The sequence below is a fragment of the Bacillus sp. RIT 809 genome (genome assembly GCF_016892495.1).
GTDB lineage: Bacteria > Bacillota > Bacilli > Bacillales > Bacillaceae_G > Bacillus_A > Bacillus_A cereus_U.
The window spans coordinates 1-327 of record NZ_JAFEMR010000082.1 but is presented as its reverse complement, the minus strand read 5'-3'; the positions used below and the strand labels follow the sequence as shown (position 1 = coordinate 327).

The window sequence follows — 327 nt, the reverse complement described above, 5'->3', positions numbered from 1 at the left end:
AATACGGATAAAACAGAACTAAGTGGTAAGAAAGTCTGGGAAGACTACAACAACAAGTTTGGTAAACGCCCAGAAAGTATTACGGTTCAATTGCTTCAAAATGGAACAGAGTTCCAAACAAAAGAAGTGAAAGCTGATGAAAAAGGTAACTGGACTTTCAGTTTCCCAGATCTACCAAAGTACGATGGACAAGGAAATGAGTTCGTGTACACAGTAAGTGAAGTAAAAGTGAAAGACTATGAAACAAAAGTAGAAGGAACAACGATTACGAACACTTACAAAAATACAGAAACAACAGAACTTAGTGGTAAAAAAGTTTGGGAAGAT

At 36.1% G+C, this 327-nt stretch carries 1 protein-coding gene; it reads left to right on the top strand.

Going from position 1 to position 327, the window contains the following annotated elements; genetic code table 11:
* Positions 1-327 (top strand): Cna B-type domain-containing protein (locus JTF23_RS27550; protein WP_204210294.1); only part of this gene is annotated, 327 nt, incomplete at both ends.